We start from the raw sequence: 24,628 nt of genomic DNA on the forward strand, positions 1-24,628 counted from the left end.
CTTCGGGGGCTAGTGTTCCGGCGGACAGTCATGCTGGGAGTCGTTGAACCGTGCCGGAACAGATCCAGAGCATCATCTCGAATCTCCGCGGGTTTGGCGTGAAGCGCCTGGCCATGCTGGCGGGCATCGCCGTTCTGGTGATGAGCGTCATCGGCGTCGCCTCGGTCTATCTCAACCGCCCGGCCTACGACACGCTCTATGTCGGGCTCGATCGTGCAGACGTGAACCAGATCGGCCTGGTGCTGGGCGAGGCTGGCATAGGCTTCGACGTCGGCGCCGACGGAACCTCCGTGCTGGTGCCGGCCGGCACCACCGCGCAGGCGCGCATGCTGCTTGCCGAAAAGGGCCTGCCGACCAGCGCCAATGCCGGCTACGAACTGTTCGACAATGTCGGCTCGCTCGGCCTCACCTCCTTCATGCAGCAGATCACCCGCGTGCGCGCGCTGGAAGGCGAGATCGCCCGCACCATCCAGTCGATCGCAGGCATCAAGGCGGCGCGCGTCCATATCGTCATGTCCGAACGCGCCAATTTCCGCCGCGACGAGCAGCAGCCTTCCGCATCGGTGGTCATCCGCTACGCCGGCATCGACGCCGAGAAGAGCGCCATGTCGATCCGCCATCTCGTCGCCGCCGCCGTCCCCGGCCTGTCGGCCGACAAGGTGACGGTGCTCGATTCCAATGGCAACCTGCTGGCCGCCGGCGACGATCCTTCCAACACCAGCGCCGCCCGCACGCTCGGCGTCGAGCAGACGGTCGAGGCGCAGATCGGCGACAACATCCGCCGGGCGCTGACAGCCTATCTCGGCCCGGACAACTTCCGCGCCAGCGTCAAGGCCGAGGTCAACACCGACACCCGCCAGACCGAGGAAACCATTTTCGATCCGAATTCCCGCGTCGAACGCTCGGTGCAGTCGGTGCGCGCCAACGAAAACAACAACCAGAAGCAGGCCTCCACCCCGGCCAGCGTCGAGCAGAACCTGCCCGAGACCCAGGCAACCGCCACCGAGGGTCCGCAATCCTCCTCGCAAAACGACCGCAAGGAAGAGATCACCAACTACGAGATCAATTCGAAGAAGATCGCCACCGTCTCCAACGGCTACACCGTCACCAAGATGTCGATTGCCGTCGTCGTCAACCAGCAGCGGCTGATGGCCATTCTCGGCAAGGACGCCACACCCGAGCAGATTGCCAAGCGGGTCGCCGACATCCAGAAGATGGTGACCTCGGCCACCGGCTTCGACGACAAGCGCGGCGACGTCATCGACGTCTCGGCGGTCGAATTCATCGACGGGCTGGATGGCGAGGCGATCCCGCAGGCTGGAATGTTGGATTCCATCGGCCAGCACGCCGGCACCTTGATCAACGCCGGTGCCTTCATCGTCGTGGTGTTCATGGTCGCCTTCTTCGGCCTGAGGCCAATGGCGGCCGCGCTGACGGCAAAGGCGACACCGGCTCTGTCAGGCCCCAATTTCGATGAAGTCCAGCGCTCGCTGCCGACGCCGGAAGCAACAGCGAACGCAGAAAGCGCTGCCGTTGGCGCCTTGCCCAACTCACGCCCAAATCCCACTCCGCTCGACGATCTGCGCCAGAAGATCAGGCCCGCGCCGCAGGATCGGCTTGCCCGAATGGTCGACCTCAACGAGGAGCGCACCGCGCAGATCCTGCGCAAATGGGCTGCCCAGGAAGTCGCGGTGTAACCCATGCCTTCCCCTGCCCTTTTCGACCTCCTGCCCGATTTCGGCACGCGCACGCAACGTGCCGGCCAGCCGCGAGCCCCGGTCGATCCCGAACACAAGCCCGAGGCGCCGGCGCCGCAGGCCGATATCGGCACGCTGATCGCGGAGGCGGTTGCCCAGGCCGAAGCCGCGCTCGAGGCGCGCCTGTCGATAGCTCACGCAGCGGCGCTCGAAGCCGAACGCCAGGCCAATGCCGAGGAAGCAAGGCTGTTTCTCGAAAGCCTCGGCGACGATGTCGGCAAGGCGGTCTCGTCGCGCATCGATGCCATGGAGGCACGCGTGACCGGGCTTGTCGCCGCCACGGTCGCCCGCACCATCGGCGGCATCGTCAGTGACGACCTGCAGAAACGCTCGCTCGAGGCACTCGCCGGCGCGATCCGCGAAGCGGTCGGCGATGGCGAAGCGGTGCGCATCGCGGTGCGCGGACCGCTCTCGCTGTTCGAAACACTGAACGCATCGCTCGGCCCCCGCGCCGCCAATCTCGACTTCGTCGAGACACCAGGCTTCGACCTCACGGTCGCAATCGACGAGGCGGTGTTCGAGACGCGCATGGCCGAATGGTCGACGACGCTTTCCGAGGTTCTGGCATGAGCGTCGCCGATGCCGGACACGCCCACCAGGAAATCATCATCGTGCGGCGTGGCCATGACGACCACGACGAGGCCCACCATGGCGGCGTCTGGAAGATCGCCTTCGCCGACTTCATGACGGCCATGATGTGCTTCTTCCTGGTCATGTGGCTGATCAACGCCGCCAACGAGCAGACCAAGGCAGCCGTCGCCAGCTACTTCAACCCCGTCAAGCTGGTCGACCGCAACTCGAGCCGCAAGGGCCTGGAGGATCTCGGCGACGGTCCCAACGCGATCGGCTCGACGGCCGACAACCCGCAACAGGCGACAGCCAAGACCGGGCAGGAAGGCAGTGGCGGCGCCGGCTCGTCCGAACGCAAGCAGGACAAGCAAGAGCAGCAGCAGTCGGAACGTTCCGACGAGCATCTCTTCGCCGACCCCTATGCGGTGCTTTCGGAAATCGCCACCGACACCGGCGTCATGCAGAATGTCAGCCAGAAGGGCGATGGCGGCGCACAGGCGGCCGGCCCGGCGACGGGCGCCTCCGGTGGCGCCTCCTATCGCGATCCTTTCGAGCCGGATTTCTGGTCGCAGCAGGTCGCCGCGCCCGGCGCCGAGGCGAGTGCCCAGCGCGCCAGGATCGAGGGCGACCCGCTCAAGCCCGGCGACAAGGCCGCCGAGACGCAGGTCGCCAAGGTCAAGGCCGTGCCGCCGGCCCCGCCCATCACAAACGCACCGCTCGAGCCTCTGGCAAAGGATGGCAAGGACGCCGCCGCGACGACGATGGCCAAGGCCGACGAAACCAAGGCCAACGATGCCAGGGCCAGCGATGTCAAGCCCGGAGACACCAAGCCCGAAGACACCAAGGCCACGGATGCGGCCAAGGCGGCCGACGCCGCGGCGCAAGAAGCCGCCAAGCCAGAAGCCGCGGAAAAAGCGCCGACCGCCGCCGCCCTCAAGGCCGCGGCTGACGTCAAGCAACAGTTGGCCGATGCATTCAAGCCCGGCGACAAGCTACATGACGGCGTCTCGGTTGAAGCCACCGACAAGGGCGTCGTCATCTCGATCACCGACCAGCTCGACTTCGGCATGTTCGAGGTGGGCTCGGCGCTGCCGAGCCGCGAACTGGTGCTGGCGATGGAGAAGATCGGTCGCATCGTCAACAGCCAGAAAGGCACCATCAGCATCAATGGCCACACCGACGCACGGCCGTTCCGCAGCGACAGCTACGACAATTGGCGATTGTCGACGGCGCGCGCGCATTCAGCCTACTACATGCTCGTGCGCGGCGGCGTCGACGAACGTCGCATCACCGAAGTCGCCGGCTTCGCCGACCGCCAGCCGAAGGATCCCGCCGATCCGATGGCGGCCGTGAACCGCCGCATCGAAATCCTGATGGCGACCGGCGGATGAGGCGAGCGACCGTCATCAGCCGATCGATTGGCCTGCTGCTGCTGGCCGGCGGATATCCGTCGGCGGGCTTCGCCCAGGACACGCTGCAGCCGTATCAGCTGGTGCGCTCGCTGCAACTCATCCAGGACCGCATCGCCGCCGGCGATCACGCCGCTTTGCCGATGCAGGCCAAGTTGCTTGAGATGACGGATGCGCGCCTGCGCACGGCGGATGCCGAGGATTTCAAGGATCCCAAGAATTTTCGCGCCCTGCTTGTCTACGGGATGAGCGGCGGCAACCCGGTGACCGTCGAGGCAGCCACATCGCGCGCCACGAGCGACCCGCGGAACCTTGCCATTGCCAAAGGCGTGATAGATTACCTCAATGGCCGGCCCGGCGAGGCTATCGAAGCCTTGAAGCCGATCGACCCCATGGCGCTGCCGCCTGATCTCGGCGCCTTCCTTGCCCTGGTCAAGGGCTCGCTGCTCGCCGGCGACCAGCCGGTGGCGGCGCTCAAGCTGCTCGACGAGGCAAAATTGCTCAGCCCCGGCACGCTGGTCGAGGAGGCAGCACTTCGCCGTTCGATCGGCATTGCCGCCTCGCAAGGTGACGCGGCAGGCTTCGCGCTTGCCTCTACCCAGTATGTCGAGCGCTACCTCTATTCGCCCTATGCCAGCCAGTTCGCCGACTCCTTCGTCACCGGCGTCATCGCGCTGCATATGTCGATCAGCCAGGACAAGCTGGCCGACATCACCTCGATGATGGATCCCGAGCGCGAGAAGGTGATCTACCTGCGCATCGCCCGCCGTGCCGCGATCGACGGCCTGAACGACCTGTCGGCCTTCGCCTCGGCGCGAGCCGAGCAAGGGCGCGACGGCATCACCAACCAGGACGACCCGCGCGCCCTGCTCTACGCCAGCCTGTCCACCGTCACCTCCGGCACCATCGAGGACGTGCGTGCCAAGCTGGGCAAGATCGACCGCAGCAAGTTGTCGGAAGGTGATCGCGCCCTGCTCGACGCCGCCCAGGCCGTCGCCGGCGAAGTCGTCGCGCCGCCCGCCGCCCATCCCGAGGAAAACCCCGCCCCTGCCGCGGCCGGGCAACCTCCGGCTCCCCAGACCGCCGCGGCGCAGGGCGTCGATGCGAGCGGGCTGCCACCGGTCGAAGGCGCGATCTCGGAGCAACCCGCGGTCGCCGCGGTCTCGAGCGGACCAGCCGCCCACACGCCGGACACGCCGGCCGTCGCGGCCGCACCTGCCGATGCGGCGACCGTCATGCCGGCGTCGGCGCCATCGCCGGCGGCCGCTCCCGAGCCCGCCGATCCGACCGACGCCGCCATGACCAGAACACGTCGACAGCTCGACCTGATCGACCAGATGCTTGGAGCCGCCCCCAAATGACCACCAGCCTCGGCTCGGCCTTGCCAGGATTTACCCCCGCGCGCGCGACGCCGGAACAACCGTCAGCGAACGGCAAGACGGACGACGCGGGCTTCGGCAAGATGCTGGGCGGCGACACAGGTCCTGCCCGCCCGGAACGGCGGCCGACGACCGAGGCGGGGTCGCGGGAGCAGCGCTGGGGCAAGCTCGCCGCCGGCCTTGCCGGACATGGCGGCAAGCCCGAGTCGACATCAGCCGATCCCGTAAAGGTCGTCTCGGCCAAAGTGTTGGCCACAAAGGCTGCCAAGGATGCGGCGGACACCGGGTCCGGCACGGAAAACGCCGCTGACACCGAAGCGACGGCGGACGACACCGGAACGACACCGCTCCAGGACCACCTGCCGCTGCTGATGGCGTTTCACGATCTGCGCCATTTCGCGACATCGGCCAAGGCAGCCGACGCAAGCGAAACCGGACAGGACCCGGCGCTCGCCGGGCAATTGCCAAAGACTCATCGGCCGAAATCGGCTGCCGGGCGCGACGACCTCGAAACCATATCGAAATCCGAGCGTGCGCCGATCGTCGACGGGCCTTTGACCGAACTCGGCGTCCAGGACGCACGCAGTGCCGGCTCGGCCTCCGGCGCGCCGAAGCGCGACACTGCGATCACTGCCCGTCCTCTGCCTGACGCACCAGTGGCCGATGTGCCGGGCGTACAGCCGAAACAGGCCGCGCCGGTGATGAAGACCATCGCGGACGTCCAGTCTTCGATGCGGTCCGATCCCGGAAAACAACCTTCGCCGGCAGGTCGCATCGATGTGGTTTCCGAGCAGAGCTTCCCGGCGCCGCCGCAGAACACAATCAGCCAGGCAGCCACCACTGTGATCGGCGCCATAGCCGCCGATGGCGGCGCGCAACAGGCGTTCTCGGCGTCGTCCACGACCTCTCAGCTGGCCGGCTCTGTTGCGGTTCCGACACATGTGTTGAAGATCGAACTTCACCCGGCCGAGCTCGGCATGGTGACGGCCAGCCTTCGCCTGTCCGGAGAACAACTCTCGATTGAATTGAAGCCCGAAACACACGACGCCCATCGGCGGCTTTCCGCCGACAGCGAGGCGATCGTCAAGTCCTTGCGCGGACTCGGTTTTGAGGTTGATAAGGTCACCATCCTGCAACCTTCGGTAGCGGTTCCGGCCGCAACCCGCACTGATGCAACCGCTTCCCTGACCGCGTCGCCAGGCCGCGACCCGTCGCCCTTTCAGCCCGGAAATTCAGGCGGCGGCAACAGCGGAGCCGGCGGTCAGCAACCAGGTCAGCAATCCGCGGGGAAACGTAACGATGACGCGCAGGACTACGGCCGCGGCGCTTCGCCTTCTCGCGAGCGCGCTGGCGGCGATATGTTTATCTAGCGTCGCAAGCGCCGCCACCGCCGCCGCGAACCCTTGCGAGCCGGAGATCCTGCGCGCCGCCGATCGCTATGGCGTGCCCGCCGGCATCCTCTATGCCGTCGGCCTGACCGAGACCGGAAAGAAAGGCAGCCTTCAACCCAACGCATTGAATATAGAAGGAAAAGCGGTCTTTCCGAGAAGCAGGGCTGAAGCCCTTGCCACCTTCGCCAATGCCCAGCGCGAGGGCAAGACGCTGATCGATCTGGGCTGCATGCAGATCAACCATCACTACCACGCATCGCATTTTCGCAGCGTCGAGGACATGCTCGACCCGCGCCAGAACGTCGACTATGCAGCGCGCTTCCTGGCCAGTCTCCATGCGCGTCACGAGACATGGTCGATGGCCGTCGCCCGCTATCATGCCGGTCCCGACAACGATCCGGCGCAGAAGGTCTATGTCTGCCGCGTCATCGCCAACATGGTCGCCACCGGGTTTGGAAAATGGACCGCCAACGCCCGCACCTTCTGCAACCCATAGGCGTATTTTCCGCTTCCAAGACGCCAATCGCACAGTTCTTGGTTTGCCGCTTCGACTTGGCCAAGACTTGCCTCCGCAAGCATATCCGGTTGCACGCTAATGCAACCGCTACGATTCCAGACTCCCAAGAAACTAGTTACAAGAAATGACGGTTGTTCAGGATTCTCGCCAACGGCTACGCCTCTCCTCACGGGGCAAATAGTTTGATTCGGAGGCGGGGCCGATGATTGTAATCGTTGACGAGCGCGAGCTCGTAACAGAGGGATACAACTCACTTTTTGACCGCGAGGGAGTCGCCTGTGCAGGCTTCGCGCCCGGCGAGTTCGGCGAGTGGGTGAGTTCGGCGGCCGACACCGATCTACGCTCGGTCAGGGCCTTCCTCATCGGCGACTGCCGCGAGGGCGTCATCTCGCCACGGCAGATCCGCGATCGCACCGGCGCACCGGTCATTGCGCTCAGTGAGCAGCATTCCCTGGAGAACACGCTGCGGTTGTTCGAGAGTGGCGTCGACGATGTCATTCGCAAGCCCGTTCACATCCGCGAGATCCTGGCCCGTATCACCGCCATCCGCCGTCGCGCCCATGAAGACGTCTCCTACACCGAGATTGGCGCCATGCGCATCTTCATGGATGGGCGTGACCCGGAGATTGACGGTCAGCCGCTGCCCTTGCCGCGTCGTGAACGCCGCATCCTCGAATATCTGGCAAGCAATCGCGGGCGTCGCGTCACCAAGACCCAGGTCTTCAACGCCATCTACGGCATCTTCGATGAAGAGGTCGAGGAAAACGTGGTGGAAAGCCACATCAGCAAGTTGCGCAAGAAGCTGCGCGAGAAGCTGGGTTCCGACCCGATCGATTCCAAGCGCTTCCTCGGCTATCGGCTGGTCTTCTGATGCCGCACCGCGCCAGCCTCGCGCAAGACAGGACGCGTAGCCTCCCAGCCAGTGGCATGGACATAGCGGAGACGTTTCGATGAGCCTCTACGGAATGATGCGGACCGGCGTTTCCGGCATGAATGCGCAGGCAAATCGGCTGTCCACCGTGGCCGACAACATCGCCAATTCCGACACCACCGGCTACAAGCGATCCTCCGCCGAATTTTCGACGCTTGTCATGCCGACAACCGGAGGTGCCTACAATTCCGGCGGCGTCACCACGACGATCCGATCGGCGGTCAGCTCCCAGGGCGTGCTTCAATACACGACCTCGGTCTCCGACCTTGCCGTCAGTGGCGATGGTTTCTTTGTCGTTCAGGATCCGAGCGGAACCCCATTCCTGACCCGTGCCGGCGCCTTCGTTCCCGATGCGCAGGGCAGGCTGGTCAACGCGGGCGGCTTCCAGCTGATGGCCTACAGCTACGCCAATGGCGTGCCGGCAGCGACGGTGAACGGCTTCGAGGGATTAGTCCCGGTGGTCATCTCCGATCAGGAAATGACGGCAACGCCGAGCACCGAGGGCACATTCAACGGAAACCTGCCCGCCGGTGCCACGCCGGTCGCGGCCGGCAGCCTGCCCAGCACCAACGCCGCGGGCGCGCAGTACACGTCGAAATCCTCGATGGTCGCCTACGACAATCTCGGCAATAAAGTACTGCTCGACGTCTATTTCACCAACACCGGCACTGGCACCTGGGAAGTATCGGTCTTCGACCAGTCGAAGGCGACGCCCGGAACATCGTTCCCCTACACCGGCGGGGCGCTGGGCACGGCCAACCTCACCTTCGATACCACCACCGGCAAGCTCACCGGCGCCGTCACCAGCGTCGGCCTGACGGTGCCCAACGGCAGTGCCTTCTCGCTTGACCTTTCCAAGCTGACCCAGCTCGGCACCGGCTTCACGGTTTCCGAAGCAGAGGTCAACGGCAACGCGCCGAGCACCATCGATAAGGTCCAGATCAGCAAGGACGGCACCATCTACGCACAGTACAAGGACGGCTCCACCAAGCCGCTCTACAAGATTCCGCTGGCCGACGTGCAGAGCCCGGACCAGCTCACGGCGCTGCCCGGCAACGTCTATGCGCAGGGCACCGAATCCGGCGCGGTCCGTGTCGGCTTTGCCAATGAGGGCAAGCTCGGATCCATCGTCTCCGGCGCGCTCGAGAACTCCAACGTCGATATCGCCGAGGAACTGACCAACATGATTGCGGCGCAGCGCAGCTACACCGCCAATTCGAAAGTCTTCCAGACCGGTTCCGATCTGATGGACGTCCTTGTCAACCTGAAGAGATAAGACGGGCGTTGCCCGTGAAAGACCCGCATGTCGCTATCCACCGCATTGAGCATCGCCCAATCGGCGCTTATGAACACCGCGCGGCAGACAAGCGTTGTCTCGCGCAACGTCTCCGACGCTTCCAACCCGGATTACACGCGCCGCATCGCCGTCGTCACCAGCACGGCCCCGGGCGCGCGTTCGGTCGACATACAGCGGACCACCAACGACCTGCTGTTCCGTCAGAACCTCAGCGCTCTGTCGGCGTATAGCGGCCAGAATGCGCTCTACAACGGCATGGATCAGCTCGACGTTTCGGTCAATGGCGTCGATAATGCGTCCTCGCCGTCGACCGCGATCGGCAATCTGCAGCAGGCGCTGCAGCTCTACGCCACCTCGCCGTCCAACCAGAATCTCGGCGTCAGCGTCATCGACGCGGCCAGGCAGGTCGTGCGTTCGCTGAATGACGGCTCCAAGGCCATTCAGGATTTCCGCACCCAGACCGACGGTCAGATCGCCACGGCCGTCGACGACCTCAACTCGCTGTTGAGCCAGTTCCAGGATGCCAATACGGCGGTCATTTCAGGAACCCGTTCCGGCACCGACGTTTCCGATGCGCTCGACCAGCGCGACGCGCTTTTGAAGAAGATCGCGGACTATGTTCCGGTATCGACCTTCACGCGCGGCGACAACGACATGGTCATCACCACCGGTGACGGAACGACGCTGTTCGAAACCATCCCGCGCTCGGTCAGCTTCGCGCCGTCGTCCGGCTACAGCGCCGGTGCCGCCGGCAATGCCGTCTATATCGACAACGTGCCGATCTCGGCGGGAACCGGCGGCAACACCAGCGCCAGCGGCAAGCTTGCCGGCCTGCTGCAATTGCGCGACGGCGTCGCCTCGACCATGCAGAGCCAGCTCGACGAGACCGCGCGCGGCCTGATCTCCGCCTTTGCCGAAACGGCACCTTCGATGCCCGATGCCGCCGGCCTGTTCACCTGGTCGGGCGCGCCGGCCGTGCCCGCCGCCGGCACGCTGGTCAACGGCCTTGCCGCCTCGATCAGCATCAACGCGGCGATGGATCCAAGCACCGGTGGCAATCCGACGCTGTTGCGCGACGGTGGCGCCAACGGCGCGGCCTATGTCGCCAATACCAGCGGCGGCGCTTCCTATTCCAGCCTCCTGGTTGCCTATGGCGATCGCCTCGACCAGCCGATGACCTTCGATCCCGCCGCCGGGATTTCGGTAACGTCCAGCGTCTCCGACTACGCGGCCAACTCGATCGGCTGGCTTCAGGGCGTGCGCCAGCAGGCTTCGACCGCCGCCGACGCCAAGGAAGCGCTGGCATCGCGCAGCGCCGAGGCGCTGTCCAACGCAACCGGCGTCAATGTCGATCAGGAGATGTCGCTGATGCTCGACCTCGAGCACACCTATCAGGCATCGGCCCGGATGATGAAGACCGTCGACGACATGATGACGGCCTTGTTGAGCGCGGTGGGATAAGCCATGACTTCAGTCTCCTCGGCCGCCCTCTCCAACGCCATGCGCTACCAGCAGATGCGCATGCAGGCCGATCTCGTCAAAGCCACGAAAGAGTCCTCGACCGGCAAGGTCGCCGATGTCGGGCTGGCGCTGGGCGGGCGCACGGCCCAGTCCGTCACCTTCTCGCGCGATCTCGACCGACTCAACGTCATCATCGATTCCAACGGGCTGGTCGCCGCACGGCTTTCGTCGACGCAAACCTCGCTCGGCCAGCTCTCCAGCGTGGCGCAGACCTTCCTGTCCAGCCTGACCACCGCGACATCAGGCGATTCCTCCGACAGTCTTACCCAATCAACGGCCAACACCACCATCCAGCAGCTTGGCTCGATCCTCAACACCAGCGTCAACGGCGAATATCTGTTCGCCGGCACCAACACCGACGTCAAGCCGATCAACGATTTCACGGCGGCCGGCTCACCCGCCAAGGCCGCCTTCGACGCCTCCTTCGTCTCCCATTTCGGTTTCACGCCCAGTGACCCGGCCGCTGCCAACATCACTGCCGCCCAGATGGACGACTACATCACCAACGACGTCGCGCCGCAGTTCCTCGGCTCTGGCTGGCAGACCAACTGGTCGAATGCCACCGACCAGCAGATTGTCAGCCGCATCGCGCTCAACGAAACCACCGCGACCTCGACCAGCGCCAACAGCGACGGCATCCGCAAGCTTGCCATGGCGGCCGCCATGGTCTCCACCCTGATGACCAGCAACATCAGTCAAGCGGCGAAGGACACGATCGTCAGCCGCTCCCAATCCCTTGTCGGCGAAGCGCTGAGCGGCATCGGTCAGGTTCAGTCCGAGACCGGCATCGTCCAGAAGCGCGTGTCCGACGCCAGCGACCGCATGAAGACGCAGGTCGACCTGTTCGAACGGCACATCCTCGATCTCGAAGCCGTCGACCCGGCCGAAGCCGCCACCCGGGTCGCGAACCTGACCCAGCATATCGAGACGTCCTTCGCGCTGACCGCACGCCTGCAGCAGCTCAGCCTGCTGAATTACCTGACCTGATACCTCATAACGGAACGGTAGCCCCACGATGTACCAATTCTCCTACGCCGACATCCAGAGCAACTCCGTTGCCGACGCGAAGGACCGTGAGCGGCAGCTCCTGACCCGCTCGATCGACATGCTGGCGGCGGCGGCGGCCGTCGGCCACGACTCGATGGAGGCGATCGAGGCGTTGAATTTCACCAACCGTGTCTGGTCCGCGTTCGTCGAGGATCTCGGCTCCAGCGACAACGCCCTGCCCAAGGAACTTCGCGCCAACCTCATCTCCATCGGCCTGTGGCTGCTGCGCGAGGCTGAGGATATTCGCCAGGGCCGCACCAACAATTTCGAAGGGCTGATCGAGGTGTCCCAGATCATCCGGGACGGCATTCAATGACCAACACGCTGAAGATATCGCTGAAGCCGAACGAGAAGATCTACATCAACGGCGCCGTCATACGCGTCGACCGCAAGGTCACCATCGAACTGATGAACGACGTGCAATTCCTGCTCGAGAGCCATGTGATACAGGCCGACGACGCCTCGACGCCACTCAAGCAGCTGTATTTCATCCTGCAGGTCATGCTGATCAATCCGGCCGGCGCGGCCGAGGCGCGCGACATGTTCAGGCGTTCGCTGCCCCTGCTGCTGGCAAGCTTCGAGGACGCCCAGATCTGTGCCGCGCTCAAACAGATCGACCGCATGGTCAGCGAGGATCACATCTACGAAGCGCTGAAGGCGATCCGATCGCTCTATCCGCTCGAACGCCGCGCGCTGGGCGGCAATGACGATGTTCCGGGTGCCACGCGCCCGCTGGCTGTGGGAGCACGATACTGATGAACGTGGACATGACGACGACGATTCCGACTGGCGCCAACCAGGCCAGCCAGCAGACCTCCAAGACCGCGGTCGACTACCAGTCCTTCCTGAAGCTTCTGATCGCCGAGATGAAGAACCAGGATCCGACCAAGCCGATGGATTCGACGCAGTATGTCGCCCAGCTCGCCACCTTCTCGCAGGTCGAGCAATCGGTGCAGACCAACACCAAGCTCGACCAGATCATGCAGTCGTCGGCGTTGTCGCAGGCCGACGCGCTGATCGGCCGCTCGATCACGTCGGCCGACGGCAAGACCACCGGAACAGTGGCTTCGGTGACGCTCGCCAGCAACGGACTGATCGCAGTGCTGCAGGATGGCACCCAGGTCCCCGTCGGCGCGGGCGTGTCGATCAAGCCGGCAAGCTAGGCCAACCTCCCACATGAACGAGGCCGACGCTCTCGACATCGTCCAGTACGCGGTGTGGACGGTGCTCACTGCGTCCGCCCCGGTGGTGCTGGTCGCCATGGTCGTCGGCATCGGCATCGCCCTCATCCAGGCGCTGACGCAGGTCCAGGAGATCACCTTGACCTTCGTGCCGAAGATCGTCGCCATCATGCTGGTGGTGGCGTTGACCGGACCTTTCATCGGCAGCCAGATATCGGCCTTCACCAACGTCATCTTCGAGCGCATCCAGAACGGGTTCTGAGCAAGAATAAGCACGGCGGCTTTTCGTCCGGAATCGCGTGAAAGCAGCCGCCCGCTTGCGGGCGGCTGGGTTCCGGTTAGATTGCGTCCGTGCCATTCGGCAAGGCAGTCGCCGGCCCGATGCATCGATGTCTTTTGCGGGAGCCCATGAACCAGGCCAGATCGACCGGCAGACCATGTGCGGAATAGCCGGCGTCTGGCGCAAGCGGGGCCCGATCGGCGGCGGCGACCTCGCGGACGTCGCCCGCATGATGCAGGCGCTTGTGCATCGTGGCCCGGACGACCATGCGACATGGAACGACAGCCGGCTCGCTCTGGGGCATCGACGGCTCTCGATCATCGATCTCTCCACCGCGGCGCGCGAGCCGATGCTCACCACCTGCAGCCAGGGTGTGCTGGTCTACAATGGCGAGGTCTACAATTACCGCTCGTTGCGCGACACGCTGCGGGCGGAAGGCAGAATCTTTCGAACCGTCTCCGATACCGAGGTCGTTCTTCAAGCCTTGCATCACTGGGGACCCGACAAGGCCATTCCGCTGTTCGACGGCATGTTTTCCCTGGCCTACTTCGATGCGCGGGTCGGCGCGTTGTGGCTTGCACGCGACCGTCTGGGCATCAAGCCGATGTCTGTCGCCGAGACCGGTGACCGGATCCTGTTCGCCTCCGAGGACAAGGCGATCCTTGCCTGCGACGGCATCGCGCGCGACGTCGATGCGCGCGAAATCACCTTGCGCCTTGCCTGGCAGAGCCGCGACTCGAGCTCCAGCCTGTTCAAGGGGATGGAGCGGCTGCCGCCGGCGGGCCTCTGGAAGATCAGCGATGCCGGCATCGAGAAACGCTGCTTCTGGCACGTGCTCGACGTCCTGGACGCGGCCCGCATCGCCGGCGACAGAGCCACCGACGCCGAGCACATGGCGACGCTGGAGGCGTTGATCAGAGACAGCGTCGAACTCCATTGCATCGCCGATGCCAGCCTCGCCTCGGCTTGCAGCGGCGGCGTCGATTCCGGCCTCGTCACCACGCTGGCGAAACGGTCCAGGCCGGAGATGAACGCCTATGTCGTCGACCCGCGCATTGGCCACAGTGAAGCCGAGGATGCCGAACGCACCGCCCGTCACGCCGGCGTGACCTTGCACAGGGTGCCTGTCGACAAGGACCGGTTTCTCGAACTGTGGCCGAGAGCCGTCTGGCACCTGGAAAGCGATGGCTGGCATGCAAGCCACGTCTGCCTGCTCGCGCTTGCCGAGCAATGCCGGGCCGACGGCGTCAAGGTGCTGCTCACCGGCGAAGGCGCCGACGAACTGTTTGGCGGCTACGACTGGCAGGAAGCCAGCATGGGGCTGTGGCGACACTGGTCATGGCCGGGGCGGCTGTTTCGTTCGAAACGTCGGCTTGCCTCGCGCTTTGAGCGCCAGCGCCAGGCTCCCTTCCGAACGTCGATCGGCTCTACCCATGGCTGGGACCGCAACATCGTGCTGAGGTCGTTGTCGCCGGAGCTGAACTTTCTGCAGAGCAAGATCTTCGACCGGCTGGAGCCGGTGGCGCCGCTTGGCGACCGTGCATTCCTGGGATGCTGTCTCCACGATATGTATGCTCACCTCCAGGATCTGTTGAACAGGCATGACCGGCTGAGCATGGCGGCTTCGGTCGAACTCAGGGTACCGTTCCTCGAGAACCGGCTGATCGACTTCGCGATCCATCTGCCGAGGCGACACAAATATCGCCAAAAGCAGGGGAAATGGCTTTTGAAGAAAGTGGCGGAAAAACACATTCCGCTCCAGAACGTGAAGGCCAAAAAGAACGGTTTCCAGGTATCTGCCAACTTCACCGCCGGCACGCAGGGCCTGCTGCGCGGCGGCTTTTTGCGCGACGCCATGAAATGGCCGGCGTCTTCGGTCGAAGACCTGATCGACCTGGCGAGGCGCGACCAGCCATCGCGGCTGCGGCTGGTCGGCATGGAGCTTTTCCTTCGCCTGCATGTCGGCGGAGAGACCACGAGCCAGCTCACCGAAGCGCTGCATGCCGCGGTCGGTGACGCGCGCTGATTCAAGCACGCCCTCGGGCCTGGCGTCAGATATGCGCGTGGACCGCAGCTATCCCATTGTTGGACCATGATCCTTTTTGAAAGGCGTTCGCCCTTTGCGGTGCGATGCCCTACTTTCGGCAAACGGCCTGAGGAAACAGATCCTCCGAAGAATCAGCATGACACGGCAAGGACCCATCGATGATTGACGAAAAGCCGGAAAGCGAGGGCGCTTCGGCGCTGGCGCCTTTCCGGCATGGCATTTTCCGCGCCGTATGGGCCGCAAGTCTCGTCTCGAATTTCGGCGGCTTGATCCAGGGCGTAGGCGCGGCCTGGATGATGACCACGATCGCCACCTCGTCCTACCAGGTGGCTCTGGTCCAGGCCTCGACCACCTTGCCGATCATGCTGTTTGCGCTTGTCGCCGGCGCCATCGCCGACAGTTTCGATCGGCGCAAGGTGATGCTGGTCGCACAGACCTTCATGCTGGTCGTTTCGGTGCTTCTGACCCTGTTCACCTATTCCGGCCTGATCACACCGTGGACGCTGCTTGCCTTCACCTTCCTGATCGACAGCGGCACGGCACTGAACAGCCCTTCATGGCAAGCCTCGGTCGGCGACATCGTTCCCCGCAACAAAGTGCCGGCCGCCGTCGCGCTCAATTCGATGGGCTTCAACCTGACCCGCAGCGTCGGCCCGGCGATCGGCGGCATCATCGTCGCGGCGGCCGGTGCGGCGGCGGCCTTCGCGGCCAACGCCGTGAGTTATATCGGCCTGATCGTCGTGCTGGCGCGCTGGAAGCCGGACGTGCCGGTATCGACCTTGCCGCGCGAATCGCTGGGGGCTGCCATGGGTGCCGGCCTGCGCTATGTCGCCATGTCGCCCAACATCGGCAAGGTGTTGGTCAGGGGCGCCGCCTTCGGCTTCAGCGCCGGCGCAGTGCTGGCGCTGCTGCCGCTGGTGGCGCGCGATGTCGTCAAGGGCGACGCCCTGACCTACGGCATCATGCTTGGCGCCTTCGGCATCGGCGCCGTCGGCGGCGCGCTGATCAGCGTGCGGCTGCGCCAAATGCTAACCAGCGAGACGATGGTGCGTTCGGCCTTTGCCGGCTTCGCCGTCTGCGCCTTCAATGCCGCCGTCAGCCACCATGCCTGGCAGACGTCGCTTGGCCTGCTTGTCGGCGGCGCCTGCTGGGTGATCGCCCTTTCGCATTTCAACGTCACGGTGCAGATGGCGACGCCACGCTGGGTGGTCGGCCGGGTGCTGTCGGTCTATCAGACCGCGACCTTCGGCGGCATCGCGCTCGGCAGCTGGATCTGGGGCGTCGTCGCCGACGCGCACGGCGCCGAAACCGCGCTGATCGCGGCCGGCATCGCCATGCTGGCCGGCGGCGCCATCGGCTTGCTGTTGCCGCTGCCGCAACATCAGGTGCTCAACCTCGACCCGCTCAACCGCTTCAAGGAACCGCACCTGGCACTCGACCTGAAGCCGCGCAGCGGCCCCATCGCCATCATGATCGAATACATCATCCGCGATGGGGACGTGCCAGAGTTCCTCGCCACCATGGCTGAACGCGGCCGCATCCGCCGCCGTGACGGTGCCCGCAACTGGACGCTGGCGCGCGACCTTGAGAACCCGGCGATCTGGATCGAGCACTATCACACGCCGACCTGGCTCGAATATGTGCGCCACAATGGACGCATCACCCATGCCGACGCCGTCGTCGGCGAGCGCTTGCGGGCCTTGCACAGCGGAGACGAGCCGCCCCGCGTGCGCCGCATGATCGAGCGCCCGACGACCGCCGGCACGACTCTCGTCATGGCCAAGGGACCGATCGAGCACTGATCCCGGGGGCTTTGCGCTCCCTAACCCTCGCCCGACAGGTCCCTGCGCGCCTTGTCGAGTTCCTCGGCATAGCGCCGCATCAGATGACCCTCGGTCAGAAGCCCCAGCACGATGCGGTCGGTGAAATCCTCGACGACGGCGAGTTCTTCGGCGCCGGCGCGCTGGAAAGTCTCGGCGGCAGACTGCACGTTCATGCTGGGCACCAGCACGGCGTCCTGGAACTGGGCGAGCGAGCGCACCGGCACCTCGCCGCCGGAAGGATCGCTGTGCAGTTCGGCTACGATCAGCACGCCGACATAGTGATCGCCCGCGTCGACGGCGATGACGCGCTGGGCCGAACCCAGCGGCACTTCCTTGCGGAAGGTGGCAAGCGTCGTTGCCGCGTCGATGGTCTTGATATCCTTGCGCATCATCGAGCCGACGGTGAGGCTGCGCATCCAGCCGACATCGTGGGCGCTGCGGATCGTTTCGCCGCGCAGGTGGAAGCGCCATGTCGAGAACGAATAGCCGAAGGTTTCTCGCACCAGGATCGCCGCCATGATCGAGGCGGCCAGGACAACGCCGGTCAGCGTCAGGTCGCGGGTCGATTCCAGCGCCAGGAACGTCATCGTCAGCGGGCCGCCGACGACACCGACGGCCAGCGACGTCATGCCGACGACAGCGGCGACGGAGGGGTCGATGCCGGTCGCCGGCGAAACGAAAGCCATCACGCCGGCGAATGCCTTGCCGAGCAACGCGCCGAGGAACAGCGAGGCGAAGAACAGGCCGCCGCGGAAGCCCGACCCCAGCGAGATCGCCGACGCCGCCAGTTTCAGTACGAAGACGCTCGCCACCACGGCCAGCCCATAATTCATGGCGAATTCGCGATGCAGCGCGCCATGGCCACTGGACAGGACCTGTGGCGTGATCAGTCCGAGCAGCCCGACGACGACACCACCGATGACAGGGCGCAGCGAAGCGTCGACCGACAGCCTGGCAAAGGCGCGTTCGATCAGCGTCACCAGATGCATGATGGCGATCGAGGCCGCACCGCCGAGCAGGCCGAGCAGCAGGAACGGCACGTACTGGCTGGCGGTGAGCGCCGGCAGGCCCGAAAGCTCGAGCGGAAACGGCACGCCGCCAAACATTTCGGCGGTCAGCGAGGCCGAGATCGCGGCCGTCATCACCGGCGCGAGATTGGCGACCGAATAGATGCCGATGACCAGTTCGAAACCATAGAAGGCGCCGGTCAGCGGCGCGTCGAAGGCGGCGGCGATGGCGCCGGCCGCACCGCAGCCAACCAGGATGCGGACATCGTTGCGGCGCAACCTGAACACGCGCGCCAACCGCGACGCCAGGCCGGACCCGACCTGCGTATAGCCGGCCTCCAGCCCGACCGAAGCACCGAAGCCGCTGGAAATCATCGTCTGGCCGGCAATGATGAAGGTGTCGGTCAGCGACATGCGCCCGCCATAGAGCGCGTTGGCCTCGATCGGGTCGACGGGAGTGCGGAATTTCCGCTTTCTGAGCCAGACCACACTGAGCCCGAGCAGGATGCCGCCGATCGCCGGTATCAGCGCCTGCAACGGATTGGCGAGCGAGAACATGCCGGAAAGCCGGCCGCCGGGCTGGACGCCGAACAACAACCCGTGCAGGTCCTGCACGATCTGGCTCATCGCCGTGACGAGGATGCCCGCCATCACCCCGACGGCGCCTGCCAGAATGACCACCGCGATGCCGCGCGCCTCGAGCAGCGGCAGCGATCTGATCAGCACCGCGCGCAGCCGGCGGGCGTAGACTTGCGGTTGGTTTCTGGAAAGCACTGGGGCGGCTCGCCGATAACAGAAAGGCAATGGAAGGCTCGCCTGATACGCCGGGCGACACGGCGTGGCAACCACAATGGCGACATGCAAGGCGCCATTGTGACGCTGGACCGGCTGGTTGCAGCCTTTTACTGCCTCGGTTGGAGCGCGGGCGGTGCTGCCTTCAGTCCGGGATGGTCAACGCGCTACAATCGTCGTCGGCGATGAAGGTCGCCAGCAACGCCGCCGGCTCCGTCGTGCTGGCGTTTTCGGCGAACAGATGGATCGCACCGGGCGGCTCGAACCAGGTCTGTCCCTTGGTGTAGGTGCCGGCGGGACTGCCTTCCAACTGCGAGCGCAGCGTGCCTTGCAGGACGAAGGCACTCACCGAACCCGGATGGCGGTGCCGAGGTGTGTAGGCGTTTGGCGGGAAGTTCACGATCGCGGTGGTGACCGACTTGCCCGGCATATCGGGCAGTTTCTCACAGGAAACCGTCGTGACGACCGTCTTCGGCCGTGCGGCGGCGGGGCTGCCCGCATCCTCGCCCTGCATGTGCATGTGCCCTTCCATGCCATCAGGCGTGACGCCGATGAGGCCCTGCCCGGCCCATCTCGCCGCGAGCGCGAGCAGAATCGCGGCAGTGCCGGCGGCGGCAAGATATTGGCCGGTGCGCAAGCGGGATTGATTGCCGATCATGATGATGTCTCCGAACAGGAACAGGCGGCCTCAGGCTGGCAAGCGAAAATCGGCGCGCCAGCCCAGTTCCTCGACCGCCTTTTGCGTCGAAACGGCCTGGTTGGGTTCCGCCACGTTGAAGATGCCGGGCACGGCCTTGTCGAGAGCAAGCAGCGCGGCGTAAGCGGCGGCATCGACATGCAGCGGTGAAGCGCCGGCAGGCGCGTCGGCCCCCGTCCCGGGGCCATAAAGCTGGCCGTATCGCAGGACGATGCCGGCGAACGGCGCGTGCAGCACCGCCGCTTCGAGCGCGATGACGCCACCGACGCTGATGCCGCGGTTGCCACTCGCGGCGCTGTCCAGCGGATCGGCCTCGCTATGCGGTTCCGGACCGGGCGCGTAGGCCCAGGCGATGCTTTGCGCGACCATGCGCCGGACGCCGGATGTGGTGGCTGCCGCGACCAGATTGCGGGTGCCTTCGTCGCGGACGTGCGCATTGCGCAAGATCGCCTCGCCCATTCGGCTCGGGTCCAGGCCTGGCGGCAGATCGGTCAACTGGTGGATGACGATGTCGGGTCGGGCAGCAAGCATCGCACGCGACAGGGCCTCGGCATCAAAGACATCCACCACCGCTGCCTCGACGCCAAGGGCGCGCAGCGTGACGGCCTTGTCCGCATTGCGCGTGGTGCCCGTCACATGATGGCCGGCCGCCAGAAGCTGCGGGATCAACCGCTGCCCGATGGCGCCCGAGGCGCCGGCAAGAAAAATGCGATGACCCATCGCCACAAGCTCCCTGTCGTCATAATATCAGTGCTCGAATAACATATAAGAGCTCTTACATCATGCGCAAGCCAAATCAACGTCCGTCGGTTCCGGCTCCGGGCGAAGGCAAACGCGGCGAGGAAGGCTATCTCGGTTATCTCCTGCGACAGGCGGCAGGCGCCCATCGGCTCAGGGTGGAAAGGGCGCTGGCCGATCTCGGCGTGACGCAACCGCAATTTGTGACGCTGACCATGCTTGCCGCCTATCCCGGCCTCTCCAACGCCGATCTCGCCCGGCTGGCCCTGCTCACGCCGCAGACGCTCAGCGTCATCGTCGCCAACCTGGAACGGGCCGGCGCGCTGGTCCGCAAGCCGCATGCCGTCCACGGCCGCATCCAGCATATCGATCTCAGCGACAGCGGACAGGCGCTGCTGCGGGCATGCCGCGAGCGGGTGCATGCGATCGAGAGCGAACTGGCCGAGGGCCTCTCGGCGCCGGAAGAACGAGCCGTCAGGCGCTGGCTGGTTGGCGTCGCGACGGCTGGAACCGGCAAATCCTGAGTGCTCGACAGCGGCGGATGGGAACCGGCCTGCGGATCGATCAGGTCGGCTTGGGCTCCCCGGCTTCATAGAGCACGAGGTTGCGCTCGCCGATGCCAAGCGCCGGCCAGCTCGCGCGCCAGTCCGCAAGGTGCGGCGCGCGGAAATGCACGTCGAGCGCGGCCCTGTCGCTCCAGACTTCCGTGACCCGGATGAGCCCGGCGTCGAAGACATCCTGCGCATAGGAATATTCTAGGCAACCAGGCTCGGCGCGGCTGGCGCGAACCATGCGCTCCATTGCCGACCTTGCCTCCCCGAGCTTGTCGGGCGGCAAGCGGATCGTGCCGATGATCAGAAGCATCTGGTTTCCCTTCTTGCGAGACGTTCGAGCCAGCCAGTCTCCCACCCTCGCGCAAGCTTGGCCAGCTACCCTCACCAGGCTGTCGCACGTTCGGCAGCCTATGGTTTGGGGACGACATGGCGATCAGCGAAAGCATAGCGGCAGGGGCAGTAGCCAAGAACGGCCGCGACGTCTTCTTTGCCATCGGCATCGTCATCATCCTGGCCGTGCTGTTCCTGCCGATCCCGGCCTTTCTCATCGACATCGGCCTCGCCTTCTCGATTGCCCTCTCGGTGCTGATCCTGATGGTGGCGCTGTGGATCCAGCGGCCGCTCGATTTCTCGTCGTTCCCGACGGTGCTGCTCATCGCCACCATGCTGCGGCTGTCGCTCAACATCGCCACCACGCGCATGATCTTGTCGCATGGCAATGAGGGCACGCATGCCGCCGGCTACGTCATCGCCGGTTTCTCCAAGCTGGTGATGGCCAGCGACTTCGTCATCGGCCTCATCGTCTTCATGATCCTGATCGTGGTGAACTTCATCGTCATCACCAAGGGCGCCACCCGTATCGCCGAGGTTGGCGCGCGCTTCACCCTCGACGCCATCCCCGGCAAGCAGATGTCGATCGACGCCGACCTCTCCGCCGGCATGATCGACGACAAGACAGCGCAGTTGCGCCGCCGTGAACTGGAAGAGGAATCCTCCTTCTTCGGCTCGATGGACGGCGCCTCGAAATTCGTCCGCGGCGACGCCATCGCCGGCCTCATCATCACCGCCATCAACATCGTCGGCGGCATCGCCATCGGCTATATCAGGCACGGCATGGGCATGGGCGAGGCAGCCGACGTGTTCATCAAGCTGTCGGTCGGCGACGGCCTCGTCACCCAGATCCCGGCGCTCATCGTTTCGCTCGCCGCCGGCCTGCTGGTTTCCAAGGGCGGCACCCGCGGCTCGACCAACCAGGCGGTGTTCGGCCAGCTCGGCGCCCATCCGCGCGCCCTCTACGTGGCGGCGTCGCTGCTGGTGCTGCTCGGCCTGATGCCCGGCCTGCCGCTGTTTCCTTTCTTTGCGCTGGCCGGCGGCATGGCTGGGCTCGGCTACGTCATTCCGATGCGCCACAACCGCGCCGTCGCCGAAGCCGAAGCGGTAAAGAACCAGGAGAAGGCGACCAAGGCGGAGGAGGAGAAGAACTCGGTCAAGGCCTCGCTTGCCACCGCCGAAATCGAGCTGCTGATCGGCAAGCAGCTTTCGACCCGGCTCCTGGTGTCGCATCAGGAATTGGTTTTCCGCATGTCCAAGATGCGCAAGAAATTCGCCACCCAGTACGGCTTCGTCGTGCCGGAGGTGCGCGTCGCCGACGATTTCGCCATCCCGCCGAAGAGCTACCAGATCAAGGTGCACGGCACCGTGGTGGCCGAATACCAGATGCGCGTCGGCGAGATCATGGTGCTGCTCGGCAATCGCGACCTGCCCGAAATACCGGGCGAGGAAATCCGCGAGCCGGCCTTCGGCATGCGCGCCTACTCCGTGCTCGAAACCTTCGCCGAAGATTTGAAGCGCGAGAACTACACCTTCGCCGACAACATGTCGGTGCTGCTCACCCATCTCTCCGAGGTCATCCGCAACAACCTGCCGCAGCTTCTGTCCTACAAGGACATGAAGGCGCTGCTCGAACGGCAGGACCAGGAGTACCGCAAGCTCGCCGACGATATCTGCACCACGCACATCTCCTATCCCGGCCTGCAGGCGGTGCTGAAGCTGCTGCTCGCCGAGCGCGTCTCGATCCGCAACCTGCATCTGATCATCGAGGCGATCGCCGAGATCGCGCCGCATGTGCGCCGCACCGAACAGATCGTCGAACATGTCCGCATCCGCATGGCCCAGCAGATCTGCGGCGACCTCTCCGAGGGCGGCGTGTTGAAGGTGCTGCGTCTTGGCAACCGCTGGGACCTCGCCTTTCACCAGAGCCTCAAGCGCGACGCCAAGGGCGAGGTGCGCGAGTTCGACATCGATCCGCGCCAGCTCGAGGAGTTCGGCCAGGACGCGACCAAGGCGATCAAGAAATATCTGGAAGCCGGCGAGCGTTTCGTGCTGGTCACCGCGCCCGATGCCCGCCCCTATGTGCGCATGATCATCGAACGGCTGTTCACCACGCTGCCGGTGCTCAGCCATGTCGAAATCGCCAAGGGCGTCGAGATCAGGGTGCTCGGGACCATATCGTGAGCGTGCTTTCGCAGAGCGTCGTCATCGCGGCGTTCCTCGCCTTCTGCCGCATCGGCGCCTGCTTCATGCTGATGCCCGGCCTGTCCAGCGCCCGCGTTCCGGTCCAGGTCAGACTGTTCGTGGCGGTCGCCGCCACCGGCGGCCTGCTCGCCTTCCTGTGGGACCGCATCATTCCCTTCGTCGATCCACGCCCGCAGATCCTGGTGCCGATGATCATCTCGGAACTTCTGATCGGCGGACTGATCGGTGCCATGACCAGGCTTTACATGGAAGCCTTGCGCTTCATGGGCTCGGCCATCGCCATGCTGATCGGCTATGGCGGCACCGGCGGACCGGCGATCGAGGAGCCGGAGCCGCAGGCGGCCCTCGCTGCCATCATCTCGTTCTCGGCGCTGCTGATGCTCTTCGTCTTCGATTTCGATCACGAGATCGTGCGGGCGCTGGTCGCCTCCTACACGGTCGCGCCGGTCAACATCTTCTTCAATCCGCAGGCCGCACTCGTCGATGTCACCGACACGGTGTCGGACACCTTCTTCCTTGTCATCCGGCTCGGCAGCCCGTTTGTCGCCTATGCCATCCTGGTCAATCTGACGATCGGCTTCGTCAACAAGTTGACCCCGCAGATCCCGATCTATTTCATCTCCCAGCCCTTCGTCATCGCCGGTGGCATGATCATCTTCTATTTCGCCGTCGGCACCATGCTCTCGCTGTTCGTCAACGGCTTTGTCGACCTGACGCTGGCGAGATGACAATGAGCGCACGCAGGGACCGCCTGAAGAAACTGGTCAAGGTGCAGGAGCAACTGAAGGCGCTGCACGAAACCCGTCATGCCACCTTCCTTGCCGCGGCCACCGCCGCCGAGGCGGAGGCCAGGGATCTGGTCGGACATTTCGACCAGGCCAATTCCCTTTCGGGCCTGTTTCCCGACCTTTACCATCGCCGCATCGCCAGCGCGGTCGGGCGCCAGGAAGCGAACCTCGAAAGCGCCAGGCAAGAGGCCGGCCTCATCGCCGCGGCAACCGCGCGCACCAACATGGTCGAGCGCACCTACAAGGATGTGCGCAGCCGCGACGAACGCCAACGCTCCGACCGCGAGCGCCTCGACCTGATTGCGCAGAAGCGGCAACCGGAAAGTGACGATTAGTGTACGTGTCCAAAAATGGTTCCGGTCTTGGG

Annotated in this window: 24 protein-coding genes; 20 read left to right on the plus strand and 4 right to left on the minus strand. The window is 64.9% G+C overall.

Annotation, left to right across the window (positions count from 1 at the left end):
- Positions 1 to 50: 50 nt before the first annotated feature.
- The 16 genes from fliF to BLS48_RS11820 all read left to right on the plus strand — a co-directional run bounded on the left by fliF (position 51) and on the right by BLS48_RS11820 (position 17,129).
- Positions 51 to 1,697 carry a flagellar basal-body MS-ring/collar protein FliF gene (gene fliF / locus BLS48_RS11745; RefSeq protein ID WP_091577784.1) on the plus strand — a complete coding sequence of 549 codons (1,647 nt, stop codon included), beginning with the start codon at positions 51 to 53 and terminating at the stop codon, positions 1,695 to 1,697.
- A gap of 3 nt (positions 1,698 to 1,700) precedes the next feature.
- Positions 1,701 to 2,327 carry a hypothetical protein gene (locus BLS48_RS11750; RefSeq protein ID WP_091577786.1) on the plus strand — a complete coding sequence of 209 codons (627 nt, stop codon included), beginning with the start codon at positions 1,701 to 1,703 and terminating at the stop codon, positions 2,325 to 2,327.
- Positions 2,324 to 3,718, plus strand: a complete 1,395-nt coding sequence (locus tag BLS48_RS11755) for a MotB family protein (protein ID WP_091578056.1) — start codon at positions 2,324 to 2,326, stop codon at positions 3,716 to 3,718. Before BLS48_RS11750 ends, BLS48_RS11755 begins: the two co-directional genes overlap by 4 nt.
- Positions 3,715 to 5,097, plus strand: coding sequence for a chemotaxis protein MotC (locus tag BLS48_RS11760; protein WP_091577787.1), 1,383 nt, complete (start codon positions 3,715 to 3,717; stop codon positions 5,095 to 5,097). Before BLS48_RS11755 ends, BLS48_RS11760 begins: the two co-directional genes overlap by 4 nt.
- Positions 5,094 to 6,485 (plus strand): flagellar hook-length control protein FliK, encoded by a 1,392-nt coding sequence (gene fliK / locus BLS48_RS11765; protein ID WP_091577789.1) that lies wholly within the window; start codon positions 5,094 to 5,096, stop codon positions 6,483 to 6,485. Before BLS48_RS11760 ends, fliK begins: the two co-directional genes overlap by 4 nt.
- Positions 6,415 to 7,002, plus strand: a complete 588-nt coding sequence (locus BLS48_RS11770; RefSeq protein WP_167365054.1) for a transglycosylase SLT domain-containing protein — start codon at positions 6,415 to 6,417, stop codon at positions 7,000 to 7,002. Before fliK ends, BLS48_RS11770 begins: the two co-directional genes overlap by 71 nt.
- A 223-nt stretch (positions 7,003 to 7,225) precedes the next feature.
- Positions 7,226 to 7,894 carry a response regulator transcription factor gene (locus BLS48_RS11775; RefSeq protein WP_091577790.1) on the plus strand — a complete coding sequence of 223 codons (669 nt, stop codon included), beginning with the start codon at positions 7,226 to 7,228 and terminating at the stop codon, positions 7,892 to 7,894.
- Between the two features lie 79 nt (positions 7,895 to 7,973).
- Positions 7,974 to 9,230, plus strand: coding sequence for a flagellar hook protein FlgE (locus tag BLS48_RS11780; RefSeq protein WP_091577792.1), 1,257 nt, complete (start codon positions 7,974 to 7,976; stop codon positions 9,228 to 9,230).
- Between the two features lie 27 nt (positions 9,231 to 9,257).
- Complete coding sequence (gene flgK / locus BLS48_RS11785; protein ID WP_091577793.1) at positions 9,258 to 10,712, plus strand: flagellar hook-associated protein FlgK; 1,455 nt, start codon at positions 9,258 to 9,260, stop codon at positions 10,710 to 10,712.
- A gap of 3 nt (positions 10,713 to 10,715) precedes the next feature.
- Complete coding sequence (locus BLS48_RS11790; RefSeq protein WP_091577794.1) at positions 10,716 to 11,759, plus strand: flagellar hook-associated family protein; 1,044 nt, start codon at positions 10,716 to 10,718, stop codon at positions 11,757 to 11,759.
- A 28-nt stretch (positions 11,760 to 11,787) separates the two neighbouring features.
- Positions 11,788 to 12,135, plus strand: a complete 348-nt coding sequence (gene flaF, locus BLS48_RS11795; RefSeq protein WP_091577795.1) for a flagellar biosynthesis regulator FlaF — start codon at positions 11,788 to 11,790, stop codon at positions 12,133 to 12,135.
- Positions 12,132 to 12,575, plus strand: a complete 444-nt coding sequence (gene flbT, locus BLS48_RS11800) for a flagellar biosynthesis repressor FlbT (RefSeq protein WP_091577796.1) — start codon at positions 12,132 to 12,134, stop codon at positions 12,573 to 12,575. The genes flaF and flbT overlap by 4 nt, the downstream gene beginning before the upstream one ends.
- On the plus strand, positions 12,575 to 12,982 hold the full coding sequence (flgD, locus tag BLS48_RS11805) for a flagellar hook assembly protein FlgD (RefSeq protein WP_091577797.1): 408 nt from the start codon (positions 12,575 to 12,577) through the stop codon (positions 12,980 to 12,982). Before flbT ends, flgD begins: the two co-directional genes overlap by 1 nt.
- Positions 12,983 to 12,995: 13 nt before the next feature.
- Positions 12,996 to 13,262, plus strand: coding sequence for a flagellar biosynthesis protein FliQ (fliQ, locus tag BLS48_RS11810; RefSeq protein ID WP_023761707.1), 267 nt, complete (start codon positions 12,996 to 12,998; stop codon positions 13,260 to 13,262).
- A gap of 127 nt (positions 13,263 to 13,389) precedes the next feature.
- Positions 13,390 to 15,306: an asparagine synthase (glutamine-hydrolyzing) gene (gene asnB, locus BLS48_RS11815; RefSeq protein ID WP_091577798.1), complete on the plus strand. Its 1,917-nt coding sequence runs from the start codon at positions 13,390 to 13,392 to the stop codon at positions 15,304 to 15,306.
- Between the two features lie 179 nt (positions 15,307 to 15,485).
- The gene (locus tag BLS48_RS11820) at positions 15,486 to 17,129 is read left to right on the plus strand and encodes an MFS transporter (protein WP_091577799.1); all 1,644 of its coding nucleotides are present in this window, start codon (positions 15,486 to 15,488) and stop codon (positions 17,127 to 17,129) included.
- Positions 17,130 to 17,149: 20 nt separating this feature from the next.
- Here BLS48_RS11820 and BLS48_RS11825 read toward each other — a convergent pair whose 3' ends face one another.
- The 3 genes from BLS48_RS11825 to BLS48_RS11835 all read right to left on the minus strand — a co-directional run bounded on the left by BLS48_RS11825 (position 17,150) and on the right by BLS48_RS11835 (position 20,366).
- Complete coding sequence (locus BLS48_RS11825; protein ID WP_091577800.1) at positions 17,150 to 18,931, minus strand: chloride channel protein; 1,782 nt, start codon at positions 18,929 to 18,931, stop codon at positions 17,150 to 17,152.
- Between the two features lie 163 nt (positions 18,932 to 19,094).
- Positions 19,095 to 19,607 (minus strand): cupin domain-containing protein, encoded by a 513-nt coding sequence (locus tag BLS48_RS11830; RefSeq protein ID WP_091577801.1) that lies wholly within the window; start codon positions 19,605 to 19,607, stop codon positions 19,095 to 19,097.
- 30 nt (positions 19,608 to 19,637) lie between these two features.
- On the minus strand, positions 19,638 to 20,366 hold the full coding sequence (locus BLS48_RS11835; protein ID WP_091577802.1) for an NAD-dependent epimerase/dehydratase family protein: 729 nt from the start codon (positions 20,364 to 20,366) through the stop codon (positions 19,638 to 19,640).
- Between the two features lie 62 nt (positions 20,367 to 20,428).
- On the opposite strand from BLS48_RS11835, the gene BLS48_RS11840 reads away from it, so the two are divergent.
- On the plus strand, positions 20,429 to 20,908 hold the full coding sequence (locus BLS48_RS11840) for a MarR family winged helix-turn-helix transcriptional regulator (RefSeq protein WP_091577803.1): 480 nt from the start codon (positions 20,429 to 20,431) through the stop codon (positions 20,906 to 20,908).
- Positions 20,909 to 20,948: 40 nt separating this feature from the next.
- Here BLS48_RS11840 and BLS48_RS11845 read toward each other — a convergent pair whose 3' ends face one another.
- Positions 20,949 to 21,248: a putative quinol monooxygenase gene (locus BLS48_RS11845; RefSeq protein ID WP_091577804.1), complete on the minus strand. Its 300-nt coding sequence runs from the start codon at positions 21,246 to 21,248 to the stop codon at positions 20,949 to 20,951.
- A gap of 116 nt (positions 21,249 to 21,364) precedes the next feature.
- Between BLS48_RS11845 and flhA the strand changes: the two genes are divergently transcribed.
- From flhA to BLS48_RS11860, 3 genes are read left to right on the plus strand one after another with little or no spacing between them, the layout of a single operon-like run.
- Positions 21,365 to 23,452 carry a flagellar biosynthesis protein FlhA gene (gene flhA, locus BLS48_RS11850; RefSeq protein ID WP_091577805.1) on the plus strand — a complete coding sequence of 696 codons (2,088 nt, stop codon included), beginning with the start codon at positions 21,365 to 21,367 and terminating at the stop codon, positions 23,450 to 23,452.
- Positions 23,449 to 24,201 (plus strand): flagellar biosynthetic protein FliR, encoded by a 753-nt coding sequence (gene fliR, locus BLS48_RS11855; RefSeq protein WP_091577806.1) that lies wholly within the window; start codon positions 23,449 to 23,451, stop codon positions 24,199 to 24,201. The genes flhA and fliR overlap by 4 nt, the downstream gene beginning before the upstream one ends.
- Positions 24,202 to 24,203: 2 nt before the next feature.
- Positions 24,204 to 24,596 carry a hypothetical protein gene (locus tag BLS48_RS11860; protein WP_091577807.1) on the plus strand — a complete coding sequence of 131 codons (393 nt, stop codon included), beginning with the start codon at positions 24,204 to 24,206 and terminating at the stop codon, positions 24,594 to 24,596.
- Positions 24,597 to 24,628 lie beyond the last annotated feature (32 nt).

It is taken from the genome of Mesorhizobium qingshengii, from assembly GCF_900103325.1.
GTDB lineage: Bacteria > Pseudomonadota > Alphaproteobacteria > Rhizobiales > Rhizobiaceae > Mesorhizobium > Mesorhizobium qingshengii.